This window comes from Streptomyces sp. NPDC107500 (genome assembly GCF_055582785.1).
Map to the genome: position 1 here is coordinate 15,385 of NZ_JBVJPF010000005.1, position 17,373 is coordinate 32,757.

Genomic DNA, 17,373 nt, shown 5'->3' on the forward strand with positions numbered 1-17,373 from the left:
AATGCCTCTTAACGCCTGGGATCCGGCGAACTACGCTGGGTTTACGAATGCCGCGTGGTTATGCCAGCGCGGCAGCCGTCTGTGTCGAGGGGTGGCGCATGTCCAGGGAGCAACGCGGGCCGAACGAAAAGCTCGGCGCCGTTCTCGCCCTCGCGGGAATCAGCAACGCAGGACTCGCACGGCGCGTCAACGACCTCGGCGCCCAACGCGGGTTGACACTGCGCTACGACAAGACGTCGGTGGCGCGCTGGGTGTCGAAGGGGATGGTGCCGCAGGGTGCGGCGCCGCACCTCATCGCCGCCGCCATCGGCCAGAAGCTCGGCCGCCCGGTGCCGCTCCACGAGATCGGCCTGGCGGACGCGGACCCCGCCCCCGAAGTGGGCCTCGCCTTCCCGCGGGACGTCGGCCAGGCGGTGCGGTCCGCCACCGAGCTGTACCGTCTGGACCTCGCCGGCCGCCGGGCCGGCGGCGGCATCTGGCAGTCGCTGGCCGGTTCGTTCGCGGTGAGCGCGTACGCGACGCCCGCCTCCCGGTGGCTGATAACCCCGGCCGACAGCTCGGTGGCGCGCGACGTGGGTCCGGCCGAGGGCTCCGGCGCACCGCTCAAAGTCGGCCACAGCGACGTGCAGAAACTGCGGGAGGCGGCCGAGGACGCCCGCCGCTGGGACTCCAAGTACGGGGGTGGCGACTGGCGTTCGTCGATGGTCCCCGAGTGCTTACGCGTCGAGGCGGCGCCCCTGCTGCTCGGCTCCTACTCCGACGAGGTCGGCCGCGCCCTGTTCGGCGCCTCGGCCGAACTGACCCGGTTGGCCGGGTGGATGGCCTTCGACACCGGCCAGCAGGAGGCGGCCCAGCGGTACTACATCCAGGCCCTGCGCCTGGCCCGCGCGGCGGCCGACGTCCCCCTGGGCGGCTACGTCCTCGCCTCGATGTCCCTTCAGGCCACCTACCGCGGCTTCGGCGACGAGGGCGTGGACCTCGCCCAGGCAGCCCTGGAGCGCAACCGGGGCCTGGCCACGGCCCGCACCATGAGCTTCTTCCGCCTGGTGGAGGCCCGGGCCCACGCGCGCGCGGGCGACGCACCGGCGGCCGGCGCCGCGCTGAAGGCCGCCGAGAGCTGGCTGGAGCGCGCCCGCCCCGGCGACAGCGACCCGTCGTGGCTGGGTTTCTACTCCTACGACCGGTTCGCCGCCGACGCGGCCGAGTGCTACCGCGACCTGAAGGCACCACGCCAGGTGCGCCGCTTCACCGAGCAGGCCCTGTCGAAGCCGACGGAGGAGTTCGTACGCTCGCACGGCCTCAGGCTCGTCGTCTCGGCGGTGGCCGAGCTGGAGTCGGGCAATCTGGACGCGGCCTGCGAGCAGGGCGAGCGGGCGGTCGAGGTGGCCGGCCGCATCTCCTCGGCCCGCACCACCGAGTACGTGAAGGACCTCCTGCACCGTCTGGAGCCCTACGGCGACGAGCCGCGCGTGGTCGAGCTGCGCGAGCGCGCGCGGCCGCTGCTGGTGACCCCGGCCTGACGGGGCCGGCCCGATGCACCGCCCCTTCCGGGTTTGAAGGCATTGTCAGTGGCGCAGTGCACTATCGAAGCCGGGAGGTGGACCGGGAGATGGAACGAGTGTTCGACTGCGATGTGCTGGTGATCGGCGGCGGCATCGTCGGCCTGTCGACGGCGTACGCGATCACGCGCGCCGCCCCGGGCACCCGGGTCACGGTGCTGGAGAAGGAACCGGGCCCGGCCCGGCACCAGACGGGCCGCAACAGCGGCGTCATCCACAGCGGGGTCTACTACCGCCCGGGCTCGCTCAAGGCGCGCTACGCGGTTCGGGGCGCCGCCGAGATGGTCAAGTTCTGCGCCGAGTACGGCATCGACCACGCCGTCACCGGCAAGCTGATCGTCGCCACCGACCGCGCCGAGCTGCCCCGCCTGCACGCCCTCGTCCAGCGCGGCCGGGAGAACGGCATTCCGGTACGCGAGCTGGGCGCCGCCCAGATCCAGGAGTACGAGCCCGAGGTCAGGGGCCTCGCCGCCATACACGTCGGCACCACCGGCATCTGCGACTACGTCGCCGTCGCGCGCCAGCTCGCCCAGGCGTCCGGCGCGGAGCTGCGCTACGGCGCCGAGGTACGGCACATCGACCGCCGCCCCGGTCTCGGCGTCGCCGTCCGCACCCGCTCGGGCGAGGTCCTCCGCGCCCGCGTCCTGGTCAACTGCGGCGGGCTGCACTGCGACGAGATCGCCCGCCTGACCGGCGACGACCCGGGGATGCGCATCGTGCCGTTCCGGGGCGAGTACTACGAGCTGGCCCGTCCCGAGCTGGTGCGGGGCCTGGTGTACCCGGTGCCCGACCCGGCGTTCCCGTTCCTCGGGGTTCACCTCACCCGCGGCATCGACGGCGGCGTCCACCTCGGGCCGAACGCGGTGCCGGCGCTGGCCCGCGAGGGCTACGGCTGGGGTGTCGTCCGCCCCCGCGAGCTGGCCGCGACGCTGGCCTGGCCCGGCTCCTGGCACATCGCGCGGCGGCACTGGAGGTACGGCACCGGCGAGCTGCGCCGGTCCCTGTCCAAGGCGGCCTTCACCACCGCCGTACGCAGACTGCTGCCGTCCGTGACGGAGAGCGACCTGGTCGCGGCCCCGGCCGGCGTGCGGGCCCAGGCGGTGCTGGCCGACGGGACGCTGGTGGACGACTTCCTGATCAAGGAGGGCCCCCACGCGGTGCACGTGCTGAACGCGCCGTCGCCCGCGGCCACCGCCGCCCTGCCGATCGGCCGGGAGGTGGGCCGCAGGGCACTGACCCTGCTGGGAGGCTCGTGAGCCCGGCCCGGGCGGGCCGTAAAATTGGGGGCACTGTGTCTGATTTCCCCAGCGCCCCCGACGCTCACCAGCCAGCCGCCACCCACACCGGCACCCCCCTGAGGCACACCCGTGCCAAGGGGGAGCCGCGCTTCCCGGACGGGCCGAAGGCCGATCCCGCCGGATCGCACTTCGAGCGGCGGATCCGCAGTTTCCAGCCCCGGCGCAGCCGCGTGACGGCCGGCCAGGCGGACGCGCTGCAAAGGCTGTGGCCCCTGTGGGGACTGGACATCGACGGGCAGCGCGACCTCGACCTCGGTGAGCTGTTCGGCGACGCGCGCCCGGTCGTCCTGGAGATCGGCTTCGGCATGGGCGAGGCCACCGCGCAGATGGCCGAGGCCGACCCCGGCACCAACATCCTCGCCGTGGACGTCCACACCCCGGGCCAGGGCAACCTCCTCGGTCTCGCCGAGCGCAACGGCCTGTCCAACATCCGGGTGGCCAACGGCGACGCGATCATCCTGCTCCGCGAGATGCTCGCCCCCGGCTCGCTCGCCGGACTGCGCGTCTACTTCCCCGACCCGTGGCCGAAGAAGCGCCACCACAAGCGCCGCCTCATCCAGGAGGAGTTCCTCACCCTGGCCGCGGCCCGGCTCGCGCCGGGCGCCCTCGTGCACTGCGCCACCGACTGGGAGCCGTACGCCGAGCAGATGCTCGACGAGCTGACCGCGCACCCCGACTTCGAGAACACCGCCCCGGACGGCGGTTTCGCGCCGCGTCCCGCGCACCGGCCGCTGACCCGTTTCGAGGGCCAGGGGCTGGACAAGGGACATGTGGTGAACGACCTGCTCTTCCGCCGCGTACAGCTCCGCGATCCCCACGAAGAGCAGCCCCCCACCGGTTAGGGTCCATGCCGTGGCCAGTCCCCCGTGTCCGACGCGTCAGCCCACGTTCCCGCGTACGCATCCGCACTGGTGGCAGCGGCCCTGGGTGCGGTACGGCGCGCTGATCACGCTGCTCGCGCTCTCCGGCCTGGTGATCCTGGCCCTGGTCCGCGAACAGACCGGCACGCGGGGGTTCCTGGTCGGGCTCGGCCTCGCGGTGCTGCCCGTGCCGCTGCTCGTGGCCGCCTTCCGCTGGCTGGACCGGGTCGACCCCGGCCCCTGGCGCAACCTGGTGTTCTGCTTCTCCTGGGGCGCCTGCGCGGCGGCGCTGATAGCGATCGTCGCCAACAGCTTCGCGACCAGATGGATAGCGACCGCCACCGCGGACCCGGCGAGCGCGGACACCCTGGGCGCCACGGTGATAGCGCCGGTCGTCGAGGAGTCCGCCAAGGCCGCCGCGGTCCTCCTGGTCTTCCTGTTCCGCAGGCGCGACTTCACCGGCATAGTCGACGGGGTGGTGATCGCCGGGGTCACCGCCACCGGCTTCGCCTTCACCGAGAACATCCTGTACCTCGGCACCGCGTTCGGCACCGACCAGCTGACCGGCGGCAGCGGCATCGCCTCCGTCACCGCGGCGACCTTCTTCGTCCGCGTCGTGATGTCCCCGTTCGCGCACCCGCTCTTCACCGTGCTCACCGGCATCGGCTTCGGCATCGCCGCGCTCTCCGCGGGCCGCCACCGCCTGGGCCGCGCCCTGCTCCCGCTGTCCGGCCTGCTGCTCGCGATGGGCGTGCACGCGCTGTGGAACGGCTCGGCCGCGTTCGGCGAGTGGGGCTTCTACGCCGTGTACGCGGCTTTCATGGTGCCGGCCTTCGGCCTGCTGACGTGGCTGGTGATCTGGACCCGGCAGCGCGAACTGGGCACCGTGCGGGCCGAGCTGCCCGCGTATGTCCTGGCCGGGTGGCTGACGCCCGCGGAGCCGCACGCGCTCGGCTCGATGCGGGCCCGCCGCGTCGCCCGGCAGCACGCCCGGCGGCAGGGTGGGAAGGAGGCGGCACGCGCGGTGGCCCAGTACGAGGCGTACGCGACCTCGCTGGCGTTCCTGCGGCAGCGCGGCCGCCGGGGCCGGGCGGGCGCCGACTACGCCGTGCGGGAGCGGGAGATGCTGGATGCCCTGTGGCACCGGCGCGGCGCGGCCCGCCCGGCCCTGGACCACGCCGCCCGCTCGACGGCACCGCCCGTACCCCGGCCCGCGCCGCCCTGGGCGTACCCGTACGGCCCGTACGGCGGCGGCCCTCCGGCGCCGTACCAGGCCCAGACGCCATACCCGGCCCAGACGCCGTACGTCCCGTACGCCCACCCGTACGCGCCGCCGGGCCCCTACCGCCCGTAGGCGGGCACCGGCGGCGTCACGCTCAGGCCGAGGCCCGCGTCAGCCGCGCGACCTCGTCGTCCGTCAGGCTCAGCTCCGCGACGCCCAGCAGCGCGGGCAGCTGCTCCACCGTGCGCGCGGACGCGATCGGCGCGGCCACCGTCGGCTGCGCGGCCAGCCAGGCGAGGGCGACCGTGGCGACGGGGGCGTCGTGGACCTCGGCGATCTCGTCCAGGGCGGCGAGCACCCGCCGGCCGCGCTCGGTCTCCAGGTGCTTGGCCGCACCGCCCGCACGCGGGCTGTCCACGCTCGCGCCGGGCCGGTACTTGCCGGTGAGGAAGCCGGCCGCGAGGGCGTAGTACGGCACGGCGGCCAGGCCCGACCGCTCGGCGAGGTCGCGCAGCCCGCCCTCGTAGGTGTCGCGCGAGACCAGGTTGTAGTGCGGCTGGAGGGCAACGTACCGGGCGAGGCCCTCGCGGTCGGAGAACTCCAGGGAGGCCGCGAGCCGCTCGGCGGAGATGTTGGAGGCGGCGATGTGCCGCACCTTGCCCGCCTTCACCAGTTCGTCCAGCGCGCCGATGATCTCCTCGACCGGCACCTCGGGCTTGTCGAAGTGCGTGTAGTAGAGGTCGATGTGATCGGTGCCCAGGCGGCGCAGCGAGGCGTCGGCCGCCGCCTTGATGTTCGCGGCGGACAGGCCCGGGTACTCGGGGTGCTGGCTGACCTTGGTGGCGAGGACGACGTCGTCACGGTTGCCGCGGGCCGCGAACCACCGGCCGAGGACGGTCTCGGACTCGCCGCCGCTGTTGCCGTCGACCCAGGCGGAGTACGAGTCGGCGGTGTCCACGAAGTTGCCGCCGGCCGCCGTGTAGGCGTCCAGGACGGCGAAGGACCGGTCCTGGTCGGCGGTCCAGCCGAAGACGTTGCCGCCGAGGGCGAGGGGGAAGACCTCCAGGTCGGAGGAGCCGAGCTTGCGCAGAGAAGTCATGTAGTGCGTCAACGAACGCACCGGATCAGGTCATTCCGGCGCAGACGCAAAAACCCCGCAAACCGGCAGCCCTGACGTCGGGGGGTTGTCGTCAGGACCGCCGGGGACCAGCGGGGAAGCGGATGGGCCGCGGCTCAGGGGGTGAGGCCCTTGCTCTGGAGCCACGCCATCGGGTCGATGCCGGAGCCGCCGCCGGGGTGGACCTCCATGTGGAGGTGGGCGCCGGTGACGTTGCCGGTGGCGCCGACGCGGCCGATGACGTCACCGGTGGTGACCTCCTGGCCGACGCTGACGCTGATCGACGACTGGTGGGCGTACCAGATCTCGGTGCCGTCATCCAGGGTGAGCACGGTCTTGTAGCCGTACGACCCGTCCCAGCCCGCCGACGTGATGGTGCCGCTGTGCACGGCCTTGAGCAGCGTGCCCGTGGGCGCGGCGAAGTCGAGGCCGGTGTGGTGGCCGGAGGACCAGTAGGCGCCGGCCTGACCGAAGGTCGAGGAGATCGTGTACGAGGAGGTCGGCAGCGTGAACTGCTTGGCCAGCTTGGCCAGGCGCTCGGCCTCGGCCTTCTTCGCGGCCTCCTCCTCCGCCTTCTTCTTGGCGGCGGCGGCCTTGGCCTCGGCCTCCTTCTCCGCCTTGGCGGCGGCTTCCGCGGCCTTCTTCTCGGCGGCCGCGGCGGCCTCGGCGGCGGCCTTGGTCTCGACCTGGGCCTGCTGCTGCTCGGCCTGCGCCATGATCCGGGCCCGCAGGGACTCACCGGCGCCGGCGGTGTCGGTGCCCTCGGCGGTGTCGGCGGCGGCGGTCACGCCGATGCCGCTGAGCGGGGTGCTGGAGCCCTCCGGCTCCGGCGCGTCGTCGTCGGAGATGAGCGAGCCGACGTTGGGCAGGTCCGGCATGGAGATCGACACCGGCGGCTTGCCGGTCTGCGCGCTGGCCATGCCGCCCGCGCCGACGGCGGCTATGACACCGACGCCGAGGACGGTGGAGCTGCGGGCGAGCCCGCCACGCTGCTTGGCGACGCGGTGCCGGCCGCGTACGGGGCGGATGGAGTCCTCGGTGGGATTCCACTCCTCCCAAGGACCCTCTTCGGTGCGGTGGTTCTCGTAACCGAAGGTGTCGGTGTCGTGCCGACTGGGCACGAACGGGGCCTCGGGGGCAGGCCGGTTGGACGCCACGTGGGCGTACTCCTTTCCTTCCTTTCGCCTACCGGGTTAGCTGACGGGTTCGGAGCAGGAAGGTCTCCTACGCGCGCATGCAACCGTGTCGCCACGGCGTCAAACGCCCGATTCACCCCAATGTGGTGGTTCCCCGGTTCCCTTGCGGGATTCGGCGCGTGCGCACGGAGCCGCCTTCTGTGACGGCTGGGACGACCGCGCTGCGTTATCGAACGTTAATAGACCCGGGGGCCGGATTCCAAGCCGTTCCTCTTGATCATTAACGAATACGGCCGGGACGTACGCCTCAGGATCGGTGAAAATCGGGCGAGTTGACCGCTGCTCGGTATTCCCCTTCACGTCACTTCTTTCTGACGGTGCGTCAGTTGTTATGCGGAGGGACGCCGACCCGTCACGGCTCGTGACAATGATCATGGTCGCCGTGCCGTGGCCGCCGGACGGCGAGCAGCGCCATGTCGTCCGCCATCCCGCCCCCCGAGTGGCGGCGCACGTCGCGGGCGAGGGTCTCGAGCAGCTTCGCCGGATGGCGGAAGACGCGACCGGACAGCCGCGCGTTCGGATCGTAGAACTCCCCCCGCTCGTCCCGGGCTTCCGACAGTCCGTCGGTGTACAGCAGCAGCGTGGCCCCACCGGGGAAGGCCGTCTCCTCCGCGCGGTCGGGCCACACACCCAGCTCGCCCATGCCGAGCGGCAGCGCCGACTCCCGGGCGGGCAGCGGCCCCACGGTGCCGTCGCCGTGGAGCAGCAGGGGCGGCGGATGCCCGCGGTTGACGATGCGTACGGTCCCGGCGCCGTGCGGGAGTTCGGCGAGGACGGCGGTGGTGAAGCCCTCGAAGGCGTCCAGGCCCTCGCGCCGGGTGCCCTCGCGGGCCAGCGCCCGCTCCAGGCGCTGCGCCACCGCCTCCAGCGTCGCCTCCTGTTCGGCGGCCTCCCGGAAGGCGCCGATCACCACGGCGACGGCGGCCACCGCTCCCATGCCCTTGCCCCGCACGTCCCCCACGATGAGCCGGACGCCGCGCGCGCTGTCCTGCACCGCGTACAGGTCACCGCCGATGAAGGCGCCGGCCTGCGCGGCCTCGTAGCAGGCGGCGATCTCGAAGCCGGCGATCCGCTCGGCCGGCTCGGGCAGTACGGCGCGCTGGGCGGTCTCGGCGATCTCCCGGGCGATGGCGAGGCGCTCGTCGGTGCGGCGGACGAAGGCGTTGACGAAGACGGCGAGCGCGGCGACCGTCGCGATGGTGATCAGCTCGGTGAGGGAGTCGACGTAGTGGATGACGCCCTTGCCGAGTTGCAGCCCGACGACCGAGGCGACCACGGCGATCCCGGTGAGCGCGGTGCCCCGCCGGGAGTAGATCGGGGCGGCGACCAGCGGCGCGGCGGTGTAGAGGGGCCCGGCGGTGAAGTAGCGCGGGGTGAGGATGTCGTACAGGACGGCGACGACGATCAGCAGTACGGGGAGCGAGCGCGCGAGGGCCCGGCCGTAGGACGTGCGCCACGGCCGCGGCTGCCCGGCGGTCGGCACGGGCGCCGGCTCGTCGCCGAGGCCCGGGTCGGGCACGGGATCGCCGGGGAGCCGGCCGCCGGCCCTGGCGTACGCTCCCTCGTCCTCCACATCGCCTGCCCGCACCACTGGTCTCCCGCCGCCCCCTGTCCGCGCCGCTTGCCGTGCGTACTCCAGGTTTCCCGCGACGGGGGTGGGCGGCGAGTGGTGAGGGCCGAGCGGGTGAACGCACCGAGGGCCGGAACCCTTTCGGATTCCGGCCCTCGGCCTTCAGTAGCGGGGACAGGATTTGAACCTGCGACCTCTGGGTTATGAGCCCAGCGAGCTACCGAGCTGCTCCACCCCGCGTCGTTGTGTCACCAGTGTACGTCATGTCGGAGGCGGAACGCACACAGGTATCTCAGGCACCCCACAGGTGACCGTTGGGGGCCTTCGCCCGCTCCTCGTACTCCGGCAGTAGGACGACGGCGGCGCCCCCGGCGGCGAGCACCCCGCCGCCGTCCGCGCCCGGCACGAAGGTGTCCGGCTCCCGCCAGGCCGTGACCACGCGACGCACCCCGGCGTCGAGGATCAGCCGGGCGCAGGGCGCGGGCCGGGAGGCGCGGCGCGCACAGGGCTCCAGGCTGCTGTACACGGTGGCCCCCGCGAGCCGCGGATCGGAGCGGTCGGCCTTGGCGAGCGCGGCCTCCTCGGCGTGCACGACGGCGTCGCCGCCCTCCCGCGAGTACCCCCGCGCCAGCTCGCTCCCGTCGGCGGCGACCACGACCGCGCCCACGCTGAACGCCGTCCGGGACGGCGGGCACAGCTCCGCCAGCTCGCAGGCGAGCGCAAGCCAGTGCCGGTCGGCGGCGCTCACGCGGTCGCCGGTGCCGGGTGCGGTCGGCAGGTACCGCGTCAGCACGACGTCCTCGATCCGCCGCGACTCCACCAGCCGCAGCCGCCCGCCCTGGTAGGCGCCGGGCCCGAAGAGCCGGGGCGCGGCCGGGTCGCCGACGAACAGGGGCGCGAGTACGAGTTGCAGCTCGTCGGCGAGTTCCTGCTGGAGCAGCTGCGTGTGGACGGTCCCGCCCCCCTCCACCATGAGCCGCCGCACCCCGCGCCGGTCGTACAGGTACTCGAGCACCGCCCGCCAGTGGAGCGCGTCGCCGAGCGGGACGACGACCTCGCCGGCGATCCCCGCCGCCCGGGCCCGCCCGGCCCCCTCGTCCGTGGTCAGCAGCGCCTTCTCCCCGCCGGTGTGCCAGAACCGCGCCGCCGGGTCCAGCTCGCCGCTGCCGCTGACGGTGACCTTGAGCGGGTACTCGGCCTTGCCCTCCGCCACCCGCGCCGCCCGCCGCTCGGCGGAGTTCACCAGCAGCCGCGGATTGTCGGCCCGGATCGTCCCGGCCCCGACCAGGATCGCGTCGACCGACGCCCGCACCTCGTCGACCCGCTCGAAGTCCGCGGGGCTGGACAGCAGAAGCCGGTCGGGCCCGGTGTCGTCGAGGTAGCCGTCCAGGGAGACGGCGGCGGAGAGAAGGACATAGGGGAGGGGCCTGCCGGCCCTCTCGTGGGCGGTCATGTCCGGACGTGCTCCTTCGTGCTTCGGCCCCGGTCGCGGAACCGCCCGGCGGGCCGTACCCGCCGGGGCCGTACTCGCCGTCACGGTAGCCGTCCCACGCCGGCGTGGTTCGGTTACTCGCGGGCCTGCGCGTTCACGGACGAATGCGCGTCGTCGCCGTCCGCGCCCAGCCCCGCGAGCAGGCGCAGCCCGTCCTCGGTGGGGCTGCCGGGGGGCGCGGAGAGCACCAGCAGTTCCATGCCCGACGCGTCCGGCAACGAGAAGTTCTCCTGGTGCAGTTCCAGCAGTCCGACCAGCGGGTGCTGGTAGGCCTTGCGGCCGTGGGTGCGGGCGCAGACGTCCGCGCGGGCCCAGAGGCGGCGGAAGCGCTCGCTGCCCATCGCCAACTCGCCGATGAGCGAGGCCAGGCGGGGATCCTCGGGGTACTTGCCCGCGGCCAGCCGCAGGTGCCCGACCGCGTCGAGGGTGCAGTTCTCCCAGTCGGCGTAGAGGCCCCGCTCGGCCTCCTCCAGGAAGATGTGCCGGGCGGTGTTCAGTCCCGGCAGCGGCCGGCCGTAGAGGAGCCCGGCGAGGCGGTTCCCGGCGAGCACGTCCAGGCGGTGGTTCATGATGACCGCGGGTGCGTCGGCGACCAGGTCGAGGACGCGCAGCAGTTCCGGCCGGACGCGGGAGGCCGGTGCCTTCGCCCGGCGGCGGCGCTGCCGGGCGAGCCGGTGGAGGTGCCCTCGTTCGGTCTCGTCGAGGCCGAGGACGCGGGCGAGCGCGTCGAGGACCTGCTCGGAGGGCTGGGTGGCGCGGCCCTGCTCCAGGCGTACGTAGTAGTCGACACTGACTCCGGACAGGTGCGCCACCTCTTCGCGGCGCAGCCCTTCGACCCGGCGGCGGCTGTCGGTGGGGATGCCGGCGGACGCCGGGTCGACGCGGGAGCGCCGGGTCCGCAGGAATCCAGCGAGATCGTCCATGCCCCCAGTATGGCCACGGGCGGGGACCGTGAGGGTGGCCCTGCCGGTACCAGGAAGTCCCGTCCGACGGTCGAGGCGTCCCTGAACGACGGGCGCCGCGGCGTCCAGGATCGAAGGCATCCGATCCGAAGGAGTCCCCGTGAAGACGCTGATCGTCCACGCCCACCCGGAGCCGAAGTCGCTCAACGGCTCGCTGAAGGACCTCGCGGTCTCCACCCTGGAGGCCGCCGGGCACGAGGTACGGGTGAGTGACCTGTACGCGATGGGCTGGAAGGCGGTCGTCGACGCCGCGGACTACGGCCCCGAGGCCTCCAGTCCGCTCAAGGTCGCCCGGGACTCGGGCCGGGCCTTCGAGGGCGGGACGCTCACTCCGGACGTGCGTGCCGAGCAGGAGAAGCTGCTGTGGGCCGACACCGTCGTCTTCCAGTTCCCGCTGTGGTGGTACTCGATGCCCGCGATCCTCAAGGGCTGGGTGGACCGGGTGTTCACCTTCCGCTTCGCGTACGGCGTCGGCGAGCACAGCGACACCAAGTACGGCGAGCGCTACGGCGAAGGCACCCTCGCGGGCAGGAAGGCCCTGCTGTCGGTGACCATCGGCGGCCAGGAGTCGCACTACGGCGCCCGCGGCATCAACGGCCCCATCGAGGATCTCCTGTTCCCGATCCACCACGGCATCCTCTACTACCCCGGCATCGAGGCCGTGCCGCCGTTCGTCGTGTACGGCGCCGACCGGATGACCGTCGAGGACTACCCGGACGTCGCCAAGGCGTGGGAGCAGCGCCTGCTCACACTGGAGTCGACCGAGCCGATCGCCTTCCGGCGGCAGAACTTCGGCGACTACGAGATGCCTTCGCTGCGGCTGAAGGAGGGGCTGGAGCCCGCGGGCCGCACGGGTTTCGGGCTGCACGTGCGCGGGTGACCGCCGTGCGACACGAACAGGACCCCAGCTCGGTCCTGCCGTGAGCTGGGGTCCAACGCGTAGGCCCTGTGGGACTCGAACCCACAACCAATGGATTAAAAGTCCACTGCTCTGCCAATTGAGCTAAGGGCCCAGGGGGTACCACGCGGTGCTGCGTGATGTTGCCACACCGAGCATAGCCCGACGCGGCCGGGACGCCGATCGGGTATCGGGGTCACGGCCGCGTCGGCGGGCGGTGGGAGCGCCGGCCTACGGATCCACCGGCTCGGGGGCGTTCGCGCGGGCGGCCGCGCGGGCGCGGGTGCGGGCGTGGTCGGGGTTGAGGAACCAGTGGCGGGCCGAGGCCAGCCACCAGGTCGCCGCGAAGCCGAGGACGACCAGGACCGCGATCGGCGCGTAGTTGAAGGTCTCCCAGGTGACCGGGGAGACCTGGGGCAGCATGAACAGCACCGTGATGACGCCGACCCACGTCACCGCGACCACGCCGATCGCCCGGGACCAGCGGCCCAGGTGCCACGGGCCGCGCTCGAAGGCGTCGCCCTTGCGGACCCGCAGCAGGGTCGGGATGACGTACGCGATGTAGAGGCCGATGACGGCGATCGACGTCACCGCCGCGTAAGCCGTGACGTTGATCAGGTACGGCAGGCCGAGGGCCAGCGCGGACAGGGCCGCCAGCCAGACCGCCGCGACCGGCGTGCGGGTGCGCGGGTTCACGGTGTGCCAGACGTGGGAGAAGGGCAGCGCGCCGTCGCGGGAGAAGGCGTAGATCATGCGGCTGTTCGCCGTCACCGACGCCATCCCGCAGAACAGCTGGGCCCCGATGACGACCAGGAGCAGCAGCTTGCCCGCGGTGGCGCCGAGCGCGTCCAGGAGGATCTGGGCGGGCGGCGCGCCGGTCGGGGAGGTGAGGGCGCCCTCGTAGGACTGGATGGCGAAGGTGAAGCCGAGGAGGAGGACGAAGCCGGCGATCCACGACGTCCAGATGGAGCGGACGATGCCCTTCGGCCCGGCGGTGGACGCGTCGTGCGTCTCCTCCGTCATGTGGGCGGAGGCGTCGTAGCCGGTGAAGGTGTACTGGGCCATCAGCAGGCCGATCAGGACGACGTAGACGCCGCTGCCCCAGCCGGTGTTGTTGACGAACTCGCCGAAGACGAACGACGCCGACTGGTGCCGGTCGGGGGCGAAGGTCAGCGCGCCGACGATGACCGCGACGCCGAGGACGTGCCACCAGACGCTGACGCTGTTCAGCAGGCCGACGATGCGGACGCCGAAGGTGTTCAGCAGGCCGTGGAGGACGAGGATGCCCGCGAAGAGCAGGATCGTGCGGCCCGGTGTGACCTCGAAGTCGAACTGCAGGTTCAGGTACGCGCCCAGGAAGGACGCGGCACCGAAGTCGATGCCGGCGGTCACCGCGACCTGGCCCAGCACGTTGAACCAGCCCGTGAACCACGCCCAGGCCGCCGCCGTACGGGGCGGCGCCAGGCGGTGCGCCCAGAAGTACAGTCCCGCCGAGGTCGGGTACGCCGAGCAGATCTCGGCCATCGCCAGGCCGACGAAGAGGGTCATCAGGCCGACGGCGACCCAGCCCCACGTGATGACGGCGGGGCCGCCCGTGTTCATGCCGAAGAGATACAGGGTCAGGCAGCCGGAGAGGACCGAGATGATGGTGAAGGAGACCGCGTAGTTGGAGAACGCCGACATGCGGCGGGCCAGAACCTGGGTGTAGCCGAGCTGGGCCAGCCGTTCCTCGTCCGACAGCCCACTCACCTTGGCGTCATCTGTCATGACCCCAGCAATTCCCTCGGGGCGGGCGTGACATGCGTCACCACGTGGCCGAAACGAGAGCGCCGCGGCCCCCAACCCGTCAGGGCAGGGGCCGCGGCGCGCAAGGACGTTCAGGCGTCAGCCGTTGCGCTTCCAGCGGGGCTTGTCGTCACGGCGGCCGAAGGACGAGCCGGACGAACCGCGGTGGTCGTCGCGGCGGCCGTACGGGCGGTCGTGGCCGCCGGACCGGAAGCCGGGACGGTCGCCCTGGCGGTCGCGGTTGAACGGGCGGTCGCTGCCGCGGTGTCCGCCGCGCTCACCGCGGTCGTCACGGCGGAAACCGCCACGGTCGTCACGACGCTCGAACGAACGGCCACCACGGTCGTCACGGCGGTCGTCACGGCGGAAACCGCCACGGTCGTCACGACGCTCGAACGAACGGCCACCACGGTCATCACGGCGGTCGTCACGGCGGAAACCGCCACGGTCGTCACGACGCTCGAACGAACGGCCACCACGGTCATCACGGCGGTCGTCACGGCGGAAACCGCCACGGTCGTCACGACGCTCGAACGAACGGCCACCACGGTCGTCACGACGGTCACCGCGGTCGCCGCGGTCGGCGAAGCGGTCGCGGCCGGCCGAGGCGCCGCGCTCCGGCTTCTCCACCTTCTCGACGTCGCGCGCGCCGGGCTGCTCGGGCAGCGAGACCTCGGTCGCGGCGGCCGCCACCTCGGCCAGCACCGTCTCCGGGTCCTCGCCGCGCTCCCGCGCGACCCTGGCGACCAGGCGGTCCGCGTCCTCGCGCAGCTCGGTGGCGCGGCGCTGGGCCCGCTCCAGCTCCTTGGTGAGCTGGGCGACCTCGCGCTCGGCCTGCTGCGCGGCGTTGCCCGCCGACTCGGCCTGGACCTCGGTCATCGACCGGGCGCCGGTGATCTCGGCGACCTCCGGCTCGAAGGCCGCGCCGCCCTGGATGATGTGGCGCGTGGCGTCGACGCCCGCGTCCTCCATCAGCCGGAAGATCTGGCGGCGCTGGTGCGGCAGGGAGAGCGAGACCACGGTGCCGGTGCGGCCGGCGCGGGCGGTGCGGCCGGCGCGGTGCAGGTAGTCCTTGTGGTCGCCGGCCGGGTCCACGTTCAGGACCAGGTCGATGCCGTCGACGTGGATGCCGCGCGCGGCGACGTCGGTGGCGACCAGGACGTTGACGTAGCCGTCCTTGAAGTCGGCCAGCGTGCGGGTGCGCGCGCCCTGGGTCATGCCGCCGTGCAGCGCGTCCGCCTTGGCGCCCGCGTCGCGCAGCTGCTCGGCGACGCGGTCGGCGCCCAGCTGGGTGCGGACGAAGATGATGGTGCGGCCCTTGCGGGAGGCGATGGCCGCGGTGACCGGCGCCTTGTCCTTGGGCTTCACGACCAGGATGTGGTGCGACATGGTCGTCACGGCGCCCTGGGCGGCGTCGACCTCGTGGCTGACCGGCTTGTCCAGGTACCGGTCGACCAGGGTCTTGATCTCGTTCTCCATGGTCGCGGAGAACAGCATCCGCTGGCCGCCCGCCGGGACCTGGTCGAGCAGCTCGGTGACCTCGGGCATGAAGCCCAGGTCGGACATCTGGTCGGCCTCGTCGAGAACGGCGATCTGCACGTTCTCCAGGGAGCAGGCGCCGCGGTTGATGATGTCGCGCAGGCGGCCCGGGGTGGCGACCAGGATGTCGACGCCGCGCTCGAGGGCGTAGATCTGGTTGCCCATCGAGGTGCCGCCGCAGACGACCTTCATCTTCAGGCCGAGGACGTCGCCGTACGGCTGGAGCGCGTCGGCGACCTGCATGGCCAGCTCACGGGTCGGGGTGAGGATGACGGCACGCGGCTTGTGCTTCTCGGTGCGGCCGCCGGCCAGCGTGGCCAGGGTCGGCAGACCGAAGGAGAGGGTCTTGCCGGAGCCGGTGCGGCCCCGGCCGAGGATGTCCTTGCCCGCCAGCGCGTCCGGAATGGTCGCGGCCTGGATGGGGAAGGGGGTGGTCACGCCGTTCTGCGCGAGCTTGCGCACGACGCCCTCGGGCAGGCCCAGCTCGGCGAAGGTCACCTCGGGGGTGGCGGGGGTCTCGGCGGCCTCTACGGCCTCCGTCGCGCCCTCGACGCCTTCGGCGTTCTCGGGCATGACGGCGTGATCGGTACTGGTGATGGACATGCGAATGCGAAACCTTCCGGAGTCTCTCGTCGGCACGCGCCCGTCAACTCCGTGAATCGCGATTCGCAATACGACCGCCTCAATGCGGTCCACCACGGCAGGGGGAGAGAACGCGCCACACGGCGCGCTCTGCGGTGGCGCCGGGCAAATGGGATCAAACGATCTACCACCATACGCACCTCACACCCCCGAAGGCAAACTGGCCCGCAATGCCCAGGTCAGCCGGGGGATGCGGCTAGGCCGGCGCACCGGCCTCGGGTGCCGGCTCCCGCTGCGCGAGCTGGGTCCCCGGCGGCTCGTGCGCCGACGAGGACGGCTCCGCCACCGTCGGCTCCGGGGCAGGGGTCGTCGGCGGCTGCTCGGTCGGCGTCGGCTCCGGCTCCACCGTCCGGGAGGGCTCAGCGGGCGGCGTCCAGGTGGGCCCCGGCCCGGCGCCCCCGCCCTTCGGCGGCGGGGTCCCGGGTGCGCCCTCCTCCGGCCGCTCGGGCGCGGACCCGCCCTTGCCCTTCGCGTCCCCGGCCTTCCCCTTGCCGTCGCGCTTCTCCCCGCCCTTGGCCCGCTTGCCCCTGCCGTCCCCCTTGCCGCCGGCCGCCGCCTCGTGTCCGGCGCTCCCTCCCGGGCCCACGGGGCCGCCCCCGGGCGCCTCGCCGCCCCGCTCCCCGGCGGAGTGCGACGGCCTGACGCCCCCTCCGGACTGGTCGTCGCCGACGCTCATGCAGCCGGTCGCGGCGACGACGGCCATGGCCGTGGCGGCCAGACGGACGGGTACGTACAAGGGGCGCACGGGCGGCCACCTCCGGGGTTCAAGGAGTCGCCGTGCCCAACTCCCTTCACCCACAAGAGGACACGCGCCCGGCGAGGCGGACTTGACCCGAGCGCGTCACCCGTACCCGCGGACGTTCACCCGCGCCCCCTAAGGCTCACCCGTACCCGAGCGCGTGCAACCGCTCGTCGTCGATCCCGAAGTGGTGCGCGATCTCGTGGACCACCGTCACCTCGGTCTCCGCCACCACGTCCTCGCGCGTCTCGCAGAACCGCAGCGTCGGCCCCCGGTAGATCGTGATCCGGTCCGGCAGCACCCCCGCGTACCACTCCCCGCGCTCCGTCAGCGGCGTCCCCTCGTACAGCCCGAGCAGCTCGGGATCCTCCGCCGGCGGCTCGTCCTCGACGAACACCGCGACGTTGTCCATCAGCCGCGTCAACTCCGGCGGAATCCGGTCCAGCGCCTCGGCGACCAGTTCCTCGAACTCCTCGCGCGTCATCTCCAGCACA

14 protein-coding genes, 2 tRNA genes and 1 riboswitch are annotated in these 17,373 nt (G+C 72.9%); of the genes, 5 read left to right on the top strand and 11 right to left on the bottom strand.

Annotated elements, in window-relative coordinates; translation table 11 throughout:
• The first annotated feature begins 98 nt into the window (after window positions 1–98).
• The 4 genes from ACZ67M_RS20290 (at window position 99) to ACZ67M_RS20305 (ending at window position 5,071) form a co-directional block, all read left to right on the top strand.
• Entirely contained in the window at window positions 99–1,520 is a 1,422-nt protein-coding gene (locus ACZ67M_RS20290; RefSeq protein ID WP_361356459.1) for an MFS transporter, read from the top strand.
• A gap of 89 nt (window positions 1,521–1,609) precedes the next feature.
• A complete protein-coding gene (gene lhgO, locus ACZ67M_RS20295) occupies window positions 1,610–2,815 on the top strand; it encodes an L-2-hydroxyglutarate oxidase (RefSeq protein ID WP_161326199.1) in 1,206 nt (401 codons plus the stop codon).
• Between the two features lie 35 nt (window positions 2,816–2,850).
• The gene (gene trmB, locus ACZ67M_RS20300) at window positions 2,851–3,699 is read left to right on the top strand and encodes a tRNA (guanosine(46)-N7)-methyltransferase TrmB (RefSeq protein WP_385800481.1); all 849 of its coding nucleotides are present in this window, start codon (window positions 2,851–2,853) and stop codon (window positions 3,697–3,699) included.
• A 10-nt stretch (window positions 3,700–3,709) separates the two neighbouring features.
• Window positions 3,710–5,071 carry a PrsW family intramembrane metalloprotease gene (locus tag ACZ67M_RS20305; protein ID WP_469852074.1) on the top strand — a complete coding sequence of 454 codons (1,362 nt, stop codon included), beginning with the start codon at window positions 3,710–3,712 and terminating at the stop codon, window positions 5,069–5,071.
• A gap of 22 nt (window positions 5,072–5,093) precedes the next feature.
• Here the strand turns inward: ACZ67M_RS20305 and ACZ67M_RS20310 are convergent, their stop codons facing one another.
• From ACZ67M_RS20310 to ACZ67M_RS20335, 6 genes are all read right to left on the bottom strand, one after another.
• Window positions 5,094–6,038, bottom strand: coding sequence for an aldo/keto reductase (locus ACZ67M_RS20310; RefSeq protein ID WP_469852075.1), 945 nt, complete (start codon window positions 6,036–6,038; stop codon window positions 5,094–5,096).
• A 134-nt stretch (window positions 6,039–6,172) separates the two neighbouring features.
• Window positions 6,173–7,213 (bottom strand): M23 family metallopeptidase, encoded by a 1,041-nt coding sequence (locus ACZ67M_RS20315; RefSeq protein ID WP_122616977.1) that lies wholly within the window; start codon window positions 7,211–7,213, stop codon window positions 6,173–6,175.
• Window positions 7,214–7,223: 10 nt separating this feature from the next.
• A riboswitch (cyclic di-AMP (ydaO/yuaA leader) is annotated at window positions 7,224–7,380 on the bottom strand.
• A 224-nt stretch (window positions 7,381–7,604) separates the two neighbouring features.
• Window positions 7,605–8,840: a PP2C family protein-serine/threonine phosphatase gene (locus ACZ67M_RS20320; RefSeq protein WP_469852076.1), complete on the bottom strand. Its 1,236-nt coding sequence runs from the start codon at window positions 8,838–8,840 to the stop codon at window positions 7,605–7,607.
• Between the two features lie 148 nt (window positions 8,841–8,988).
• Window positions 8,989–9,062, bottom strand: a tRNA-Met gene (locus ACZ67M_RS20325).
• A gap of 52 nt (window positions 9,063–9,114) precedes the next feature.
• Complete coding sequence (locus ACZ67M_RS20330; protein ID WP_469852077.1) at window positions 9,115–10,275, bottom strand: dihydrofolate reductase family protein; 1,161 nt, start codon at window positions 10,273–10,275, stop codon at window positions 9,115–9,117.
• A 113-nt stretch (window positions 10,276–10,388) separates the two neighbouring features.
• Window positions 10,389–11,237: a helix-turn-helix transcriptional regulator gene (locus ACZ67M_RS20335; protein WP_469852079.1), complete on the bottom strand. Its 849-nt coding sequence runs from the start codon at window positions 11,235–11,237 to the stop codon at window positions 10,389–10,391.
• 139 nt (window positions 11,238–11,376) lie between these two features.
• On the opposite strand from ACZ67M_RS20335, the gene ACZ67M_RS20340 reads away from it, so the two are divergent.
• Entirely contained in the window at window positions 11,377–12,156 is a 780-nt protein-coding gene (locus ACZ67M_RS20340; RefSeq protein ID WP_469852081.1) for an NAD(P)H-dependent oxidoreductase, read from the top strand.
• 60 nt (window positions 12,157–12,216) lie between these two features.
• Here the strand turns inward: ACZ67M_RS20340 and ACZ67M_RS20345 are convergent.
• The 5 genes from ACZ67M_RS20345 to ACZ67M_RS20365 all read right to left on the bottom strand — a co-directional run bounded on the left by ACZ67M_RS20345 (window position 12,217) and on the right by ACZ67M_RS20365 (window position 17,372).
• A tRNA-Lys gene (locus tag ACZ67M_RS20345) sits at window positions 12,217–12,289 on the bottom strand.
• A gap of 116 nt (window positions 12,290–12,405) precedes the next feature.
• Window positions 12,406–13,941 (bottom strand): amino acid permease, encoded by a 1,536-nt coding sequence (locus tag ACZ67M_RS20350; protein ID WP_361356474.1) that lies wholly within the window; start codon window positions 13,939–13,941, stop codon window positions 12,406–12,408.
• A gap of 117 nt (window positions 13,942–14,058) precedes the next feature.
• On the bottom strand, window positions 14,059–16,101 hold the full coding sequence (locus ACZ67M_RS20355; protein WP_469821287.1) for a DEAD/DEAH box helicase: 2,043 nt from the start codon (window positions 16,099–16,101) through the stop codon (window positions 14,059–14,061).
• A gap of 235 nt (window positions 16,102–16,336) precedes the next feature.
• On the bottom strand, window positions 16,337–16,885 hold the full coding sequence (locus ACZ67M_RS20360) for a hypothetical protein (protein ID WP_392010944.1): 549 nt from the start codon (window positions 16,883–16,885) through the stop codon (window positions 16,337–16,339).
• Between the two features lie 136 nt (window positions 16,886–17,021).
• A complete protein-coding gene (locus tag ACZ67M_RS20365) occupies window positions 17,022–17,372 on the bottom strand; it encodes a metallopeptidase family protein (RefSeq protein ID WP_064728673.1) in 351 nt (116 codons plus the stop codon).
• Between the last annotated feature and the right edge of the window lies 1 nt (window position 17,373).